We start from the raw sequence: 7,579 nt of genomic DNA on the forward strand, positions 1-7,579 counted from the left end.
GTGCAGCGCGGCGGCGACCGTCGCGGCACCGGTGAGCGTCAGCAGCGCGATCGCCACCGCCGCGGTGGTGAACCACGCCAGCAGCGCGCCTCCCGCAAGGTAGTCGGGCCCGAACGCGGTGCGCAGCAGCCACGGCCCGAAGAGCCCCGCGACGAGAACGGCGGCGCCGCCGAGAACCGCGAGCGCCGCCACCGGTGCGATGAGCGACCGCAGCCGCCTGTCGCGCTGGTCGACGAAGTGCGCGATGAGATTGCCCTGCATCGCGGTCAGCGGAACCAGCAGCGGCGCGCGGGTCAGCGTCACCGCGAGGATGACGACACCGCCCGCTGCGCCGAGGTCGGCCGACGTCGCCTTGAGCAGGACGGGGAAGCCCATGATGAGGATCGCGCTGGCCCCGGCCGCCGCGATGGAGTGCGACGCGCCCCGCAGGAAGGTGGCCGTGGTGCCCGGGGTGAGCAGTCGTGCCGCGGCACGCGACGACGGAGACGCGAGCAGAAGCAACAGCCACGCGATAGCCCCGGCGACGGTCGCCCACAGGTAGCCGACGAGACCCCACCCGACGACGAAGGTCGCCGTCGCGACGGTCACCCGCATCACCGCATCGCCCACGATGAGGGATCCGTACTGCGACCAGCGGTCGACGCCTGCCAGCATCCCCAGCAGCGTGGAGTGCAGGCAGAAGCCGGCGAGCCCGACCGCGAGGAGCGCAACGCTTAGCCATCGCGCCTCGACGAAGACGTGGCCGGACCACAGCGGCGACGTGCCCGCGATCGCGGCCGCCGACGCCACGCCGACTCCTGCGGCCACCCGAATCGGGCGGGTGCGAGGCTCCTCGACGCTGACGAGTTGCCTGGCCTGGCGGACCTCGCGCGTCGACTCCTGCAGCAGCCCGAACGCGGTGCCCCCGAACAGCCCGAACGCACCCCAGAACACGGCGAATACCGAGAAGCCCGCGGGTTCGAGGTCCCGGGCCGCGAGATAGAGCACCGCGTACCCGCACAGCGCGGACAGAACGGTCGCAGCGCCCACCCGGACGACGCTGCTCCTGGTGACTGGCCCTCGTGTCGGGTCCGCAGGGACACCGGCCGCGCCGTCGGTCACAGGTCGGGGACGCCCGTCGAGTACAGCCACGCCTGCCACAGTGGACGCAGCGAGTCGTCGGCGTAATTCGCCGCCAACCCGGTGAAGTCGTCGGTCAGGGCCGTGGCGTGCCGGTGCCGCGTCGTCCAGTCCTTCAGCAGGTTGAAGAAGTTCTGGTCACCGATCGTGCCCCGCAACACGTGCAGGGTGAGCGCCCCACGCTTGTAGACCCGGTCGTCGAACATGTCGCGAGGGCCTGGGTCGGACAACAGCAGATTCTGCGCCGACGATGCGAGCTTGTGGTGGTAGTGCTTGGCCAGTTCGTCGGCGCTGCGACCGCCCGAGTCCTCCGACCACAGCCATTCGGCGTAGCAGGCGAAGCCCTCGTGCAGCCAGATGTCGCGCCAGCGCCGCGCAGTGACCGAGTTGCCGAACCACTGGTGCGCCAGCTCGTGCGCGATCAGTCTCTCCGCGCCGCGTTCCCCGTCGCAATGGTTGGCGCCGAAGATCGAGATGCCTTGGGCCTCAAGGGGAATCTCCAGATCGTCGTCGGTCACCACGACGGTGTATCCGTTCGACAGTGGATACGGACCGAACAGCTTGACGAAGAGCTTCATCATCTCCGACTGGCGCCCGAAGTCGTGCTCGAAGTCCTTCTTCAACCGTTGCGGCAGAACCGCATTCATCGGCACCGGCGACTTGGCGAGTCGATGCAGCTCGTACGGACCGATCTGCAACGTCATCAGGTAGGTCGAGGTCGGCTCGGGCTGCTCGTAGGTCCACGTGGTCATCGCAGCCCGCCTCCGACGAGACTTCAGCTCACCGTTCGCCAGTGCGTAGTAGGGGTTCTCGGTCGTGATCGCGACGCGGTAGCTCGCCTTGCTGCTCGGATGGTCGTCGCACGGGAACCAGGATGCCGCGCCGTTGGGTTGACCGGCGACAAGCGCTCCGCTGGTCAACTCCTCGAATCCGACGTCGCCCCAGAGGGATCGGATCGGTTTCGGGGTTCCGGCGTAGCGCACCGTGACCGACAGCGCCGCCCCAGCGGGTAGCGCGGAGGACAGCGTGACGTTCAGTTTGCCCTTGGAGCGGCCGAACTGCGCGGGCCTGCGGCCGTTGACCGAGACCTTGGACACGTTGAGTGCGTCCGACAGGTCGAGGCTGAACGTCTTCAGCGACGCCAGCGTCACCGCGGTGATGGTGGCCGACCCGGTGAGCCGGTTGATGTTGACCTTGTACTCGACGTCGAGCTCGTAGCGAGAGACGCGGTAGCCGAAGTTGCCGTTGGAGGGGAGGTAGGGGTCGATGACTGGAGACTTCTTGAATCCCCGTGTCACGCGGCACTCTTGTCGGACTTGGGGGCCGAGCCGCCACGCTTCTTGCGCTTCGGACCCCACGGCGCGATCGGGTTGCCCTGCCATCTCGATGACGCAGGCACCTCGTCGCCGCGCATCACCAGTGACGCGGGCCCGACCGTGGCGCCTGCCCCGATCTTCGCGGCGGGCAGTGCCACGCAGTGCGGTCCGAGCGTCGCACCGGCCTCGAGGGTGACGGTGTCCAGTCGCATGATCCGGTCGTGGAAGAGGTGGGTCTGCACGACGCAGCCGCGGCTCACCGTGGCGCCATCGCCGACGGTGACGAGGTCGGCCTCGGGCAGCCAGTAGGTCTCGCACCAGACGCCGCGACCGATCTTCGCACCAAGTGCGCGCAGCCACAGGTTCATCACCGGCGTACCGCTTGCGGCCCTGGCGAACCAGGGTGCCGCCACGGTCTCGACGAACGTGTCAGAGACCTCGTTGCGCCAGACGAACGACGACCACAGCGGGTGTTCCTTCGCCTCGATGCGGCCGACCCACACCCACTTGGCGAGCACGGCGATGATGCCCGCCACGGCACCTGCGGCCAGGAGCACCAGTCCGCCTGCCAGTGCCGTCCACGCCCAGCCGAATTCGGTTGCCAGCGCCTGCAATCCGCCCAGTACGGCGATGCCGATCGCGAAGGTGACGATCATGGGGAGCAGGCGGCACGTCTCGACGAGGCCACGCATGACCTTCAGCTTGCGCGAGGGATGGAAGGTGCGCAGCGCGTCGGCCGCGGTGGGCTGCCTGCGCAGGCGGATCGGCGGGCTGCCCAGCCAGGAGGATCCCGCCTTGGCCTTGCGTGGCGTCGCGCTGAGTACGGCGACCAGCCCGTCGTCGGGCACCCGCCTGCCCGGCTGGGTGATGCCGGAGTTGCCGAGGAAGGCCCGCTTGCCGACGGTCGCCGTCGCGACGTGGATCCAGCCGCCGCCGAGCTCGTAGGACGCGACCATGGTGTCGTCGGCCAGGAAGGCCCCGTCCTCGACGACCGTGAACTTGGGTGTCAGCAGCGCCGTCGAGATCTCGGTGCCACGGCCGATCTTCGCGCCAAGCAGTCGCAACCACGACGGTGTCAGCAGACTCGCATAGATCGGGAACAGGTAATTGCGGGCGGCGTCCATCAGTCGCTCGGTGGCCCACAGCTGCCAGCCGACTCTGCTGCGCACGGGGTGATAGCCCTCGTGCAGGCCGAGCGCCATCACCCGGACACCCAGCACCGTCAACAGCCCGTAGACGACTACGGCGACCAGCGTGGCGACCGGCGTCCAGGCCAACGCCGGGATGATCGCGTCGGTCAACGAGACGCTGTCGCCGATGGCCCAGCCAATGACGGCGAGGCCGGTTCCGAGGGCCAACAGCGGCACGGCTCCGAGCAGGATCGACGTCACGCCGAACATCGCGACCCAGAGCGGGGCGCGCCGCGGCCGTTCGTCGGGCCACGGGTGGCGCGCCTTGCCGGACTTCATCGCGGGTGAGCCCTTCCAGTACTGACCGGCCTTGACCTTGCCCACCACGCCGGAACCGGGTGCGACGTCGGCGTCCTTGCCGATCACCGCGCCGGGAAGCAGCGTCGTCCGAGCGCCCACGGTGGCGTCGTTGCCCACCGAGATCGCTCCGACGTGGAAGAGGTCACCGTCGATCCAGTGTCCGGTGAGGTCCACCTCGGGCTCGATGGAACAGCGGTGACCCAGCGTGAGCATGCCGGTGACCGGGGGCGCCGAGTGCAGGTCAACCCCCTTGCCGACCTTGTTGCCAAGGGCGCGGGCGTAGTACACCAACCATGGTGCGCCAGCGAGGTTTTCGGCTCCGCTGGCCTCGCCGAGGCGTTCGGCGAGCCAGACCCGCAGGTGCACGGACCCACCACGGCGGTAGGTGCCCGGCTCCAGGCTGCCGATCAGTATCCGGGCGCTGAGCACGGCGATGGTCATGCGTCCGATGGGGGTGACGAAGACGACGAATGCGGCCAGCAGCCACCACCAGTTCACCGGCACGGCCCACGGCAGGAGCTTCAGTTGGGCGGCGGCGTTGTTCAACAGTGCGAGCCACACCACCCACTGCGCGGCGGTGAGGGTGGCCAGCGGCACCGACGCGGCGACCTGCCCCAGCTCGGTCAGCCGCGACACGGGTTTCACGATCCGCGTCTCGACGGCCGGCGGCGGGTCGAGCTCGTCGAGATAGCCCGCCAGCGAGCCGAGCCGGGGATGGTCGTAGAGGTCGGCGACGGTGACCTCCGGGTATCGCGCGCGCAGCGCGGCCACCAGTTGGGCCGCGGACAGTGAGCCACCGCCGAGGGCGAAGAAGTCCTCCTCGGGGCCGCCGACCGGGGCGGCGAGCACGTCGCGCCACAGCCCTGCCAGCCAGCCCGTGGTGCCGGCCAGTTCCGGACCGTCCGAGTCGTCGTCCGCCAGCGGCCACGGCAGCGCGTCGCGGTCGACCTTCCCCGACGTCTTGGTCGGCAGCTCGTCGAGCAGGACCAGTCGCGGCACCAGGGCGGCCGGCAGTGACTCGGCCAGGTTCACGCGCGCGCTCGCCAGGTCGAACTCGGGATCCGCACTCGCGATATAGCCGACCAGTAGGGGAGTGCCGCTGCTGGTCCGTCGCACGGCGGCCGCCCCGCCGCTGACGCCTGGCAGGTTCATCAGGGCCGAGTCGACCTCGCCGAGCTCGATGCGCCTGCCGCCGACCTTCACCTGGTCGTCGGCGCGGCCCTGGAAGTAGAGCCCGTCGTGCTCGAGGCGGACCAGGTCGCCGCTGCGGTAGGCGCGCGACCATTCCAACGTCGGCATCGGTGCGTATTTCTCGGCGTCCTTCTCCGGGTCCAGATAGCGGGCCAGACCGACGCCACCGATCACCAGCTCGCCCACCTCACCCAGCGCGACCGGGTTGCCGTCCTTGTCGACGACGGCGAGGTCCCAGCCTGGCAGCGGCAGGCCGATGCTGACCAGCCCCCTTCCGGTGAGTGGGGCCAGACAGGCGACGACAGTGGCCTCGGTGGGGCCGTAGGTGTTCCACACCTCGCGACCGTCGACCGCGAGCCGCTCGGCGAGCTCCGGGGGGCAGGCCTCGCCGCCGAAGATCAGCAGCCGCACGGCCTCGAGCGCCTCGGCGGGCCACAGCGAGGCCAACGTCGGAACGGTGGAGACCACCGTGATGTCGCGGGCCACCAGCCACGGTCCGAGGTCCATCCCGCTGCGCACCAGCGAGCGTGGGGCTGGCACCAGGCAGGCCCCGTAGCGCCAGGCCAGCCACATTTCCTCACACGACGCGTCGAACGCGACGGACAATCCCGCCAGCACCCGGTCGCCAGGCCCGATCGGGTTGTCCTGCAGGAACACCCGGGCCTCGGCATCGACGAAGGCGGCGGCGTTGCGGTGCGTGACGGCGACGCCCTTGGGAGTGCCGGTCGAACCGGAGGTGAAGATGATCCAGGCGTCGTCACGGATCATGGGGGTGCCGGCGCGCCACCCGCGCGACGAGCCGGGGCCGCGGACCAGGCCCTGCTCGGTGATGATCGCCACCACCTGGGCCTCGCCGAACACCAGGTCGGCCCGCTCCTTGGGGTCGTCGGCGTCGACCGGCACGTACGCGGCGCCGACGGCGAGCGCCGCGAGGATGGCGACGTAGAGCGCGTAGCTGCCCGACGGCATCCGGATGCCGATGCGGTCGCCGCGACCGATTCCGCGGGCGGCCAGCCACGTCACGCTCTCGTCGATGTCGGTCATCAGCTCGGCGTAGGTCAGTTGCACGTCGCCGTCGTCGAGTGCGGGAGCATCGGGATGAAGTGCGGCCGTCGCGTGCAGGACGTCGATCAGCGTGCGCGGTTCGGGCGCGGATGCCGACAACAGGTACTGCGCGGGGATGCCGGGCCGAGCGTCCGCTGTCACGGGTACAAACTACTAAGCCCTTGGCGCGCACCCATCAGCGCCGCACGACGTTGCAGGTCACGATTCAGCCCACCGCGAGAGCCTTGCCAGGAACCGATGTCATCGCAATGGATTCTGGCTGATCGCAACCGTCGCCGCAGAACCGTTGCGCCCCTAATCTGTCCTGCGTGCGGCTATTCGTGGTGGATACGGCTGGAGACAATTGGAGCGAGCTGACCGCGGGCGACCGGCCCACCGTCCGGCTGGCGGCTCCCGACCTGCAGCGCGCTCAGCGCGCACGTGCGCGGATTCAGTCCGATCGGGGCGAGGTTCAGGTCATTCTCGACGTGACGGTCGCGGTGGCGCCGGACTTCCGCTCGGTACGTGACTCGATGGCGGCCGTCGACGACGGGACCCTGCGTTACGCCGGAACCGTCGACGGGCTGACCGGGCTGATCTCCGACGTCGAGGCCGCAGGGGTCGCCGACGGCGTGACGCTGATCTCTGCGACGCCGGGGCTGGACCTGCACGGGCTGGGCCGGGACGTCCTGCGCCGGCTGGCGCTGAGGGGCAAGAAGTCCGCCTGACACGCACTCCCCGACTAATCCAACTCTTGCATTAGTCGGTGCCATATCGGTCTTGGACATGTATTGATCTGGGACCTAGCGTTGACCGCGTGACCCAAACGGCTGAGCACGGCACCGATACCCTGACCGGTCAGATGATCATCGCCGGTGAGCCCGTCGCGGGCACCGGTCCCGAGATCCGTGGCTTCGACCCCGTCGCCGGAGCAGACCTCGAACCTGCCTACCGCTACGGCGACGCCACGCACGTGGACGCCGCATGCGCAGCGGCCGCCGCGGCGTTCGACGGGTACCGCGCCACGACCTCGGAGCAGCGGGCCCGTTTCCTCGAGCGGATCGCCGACAACGTCGAGGCGCTCCGCGACGCCCTGGTCGCAAGGGCTTCTGCCGAGACCGGACTACCGCAGCAGCGCATCACGGGCGAGGTCGGCCGCACCACCGGCCAACTGAGGCTGTTCGCCGAGGTGCTGCGCGAGGGTAGCTGGAACGGCGCCCGCATCGATCCGGCCCAACCGCAACGGGAACCGTTGCCGCGCCCCGACATCCGGCAGCGTGCCGTCCCCCTCGGCCCCGTCGCGGTGTTCGGCGCCAGCAACTTCCCGCTGGCCTTCTCCGTCGCCGGCGGTGACACCGCCTCGGCGCTCGCCGCGGGCTGCCCCGTCGTCGTCAAGGCGCACGACGCCCACCCAGGGAC

Annotated in this window: 5 protein-coding genes; 2 read left to right on the top strand and 3 right to left on the bottom strand. The window is 69.9% G+C overall.

Features of this window, described 5'->3' with window-relative positions:
- The 3 genes from ACRDUX_RS38875 to ACRDUX_RS38885 all read right to left on the bottom strand — a co-directional run.
- A partial coding sequence (locus ACRDUX_RS38875) for a hypothetical protein (protein ID WP_526422556.1) occupies window positions 1-1,101 on the bottom strand: 1,101 nt, incomplete at its 3' end.
- A complete protein-coding gene (locus ACRDUX_RS38880; RefSeq protein ID WP_526422550.1) occupies window positions 1,098-2,417 on the bottom strand; it encodes a M1 family metallopeptidase in 1,320 nt (439 codons plus the stop codon). The genes ACRDUX_RS38880 and ACRDUX_RS38875, both read right to left, overlap by 4 nt.
- Complete coding sequence (locus ACRDUX_RS38885) at window positions 2,414-6,322, bottom strand: Pls/PosA family non-ribosomal peptide synthetase (protein ID WP_526422552.1); 3,909 nt, start codon at window positions 6,320-6,322, stop codon at window positions 2,414-2,416. Before ACRDUX_RS38885 ends, ACRDUX_RS38880 begins: the two co-directional genes overlap by 4 nt.
- A gap of 167 nt (window positions 6,323-6,489) precedes the next feature.
- Here ACRDUX_RS38885 and ACRDUX_RS38890 point away from each other — a divergent pair, with 167 nt between their 5' ends.
- Window positions 6,490-6,888 (top strand): hypothetical protein, encoded by a 399-nt coding sequence (locus ACRDUX_RS38890; RefSeq protein ID WP_526422554.1) that lies wholly within the window; start codon window positions 6,490-6,492, stop codon window positions 6,886-6,888.
- Window positions 6,889-7,022: 134 nt separating this feature from the next.
- Window positions 7,023-7,579 (top strand): aldehyde dehydrogenase family protein (locus ACRDUX_RS38895; protein ID WP_526422558.1); only part of this gene is annotated, 557 nt, incomplete at its 3' end.

The sequence above is a fragment of the Mycobacterium sp. genome (assembly GCF_050701675.1).
GTDB lineage: Bacteria > Actinomycetota > Actinomycetes > Mycobacteriales > Mycobacteriaceae > Mycobacterium.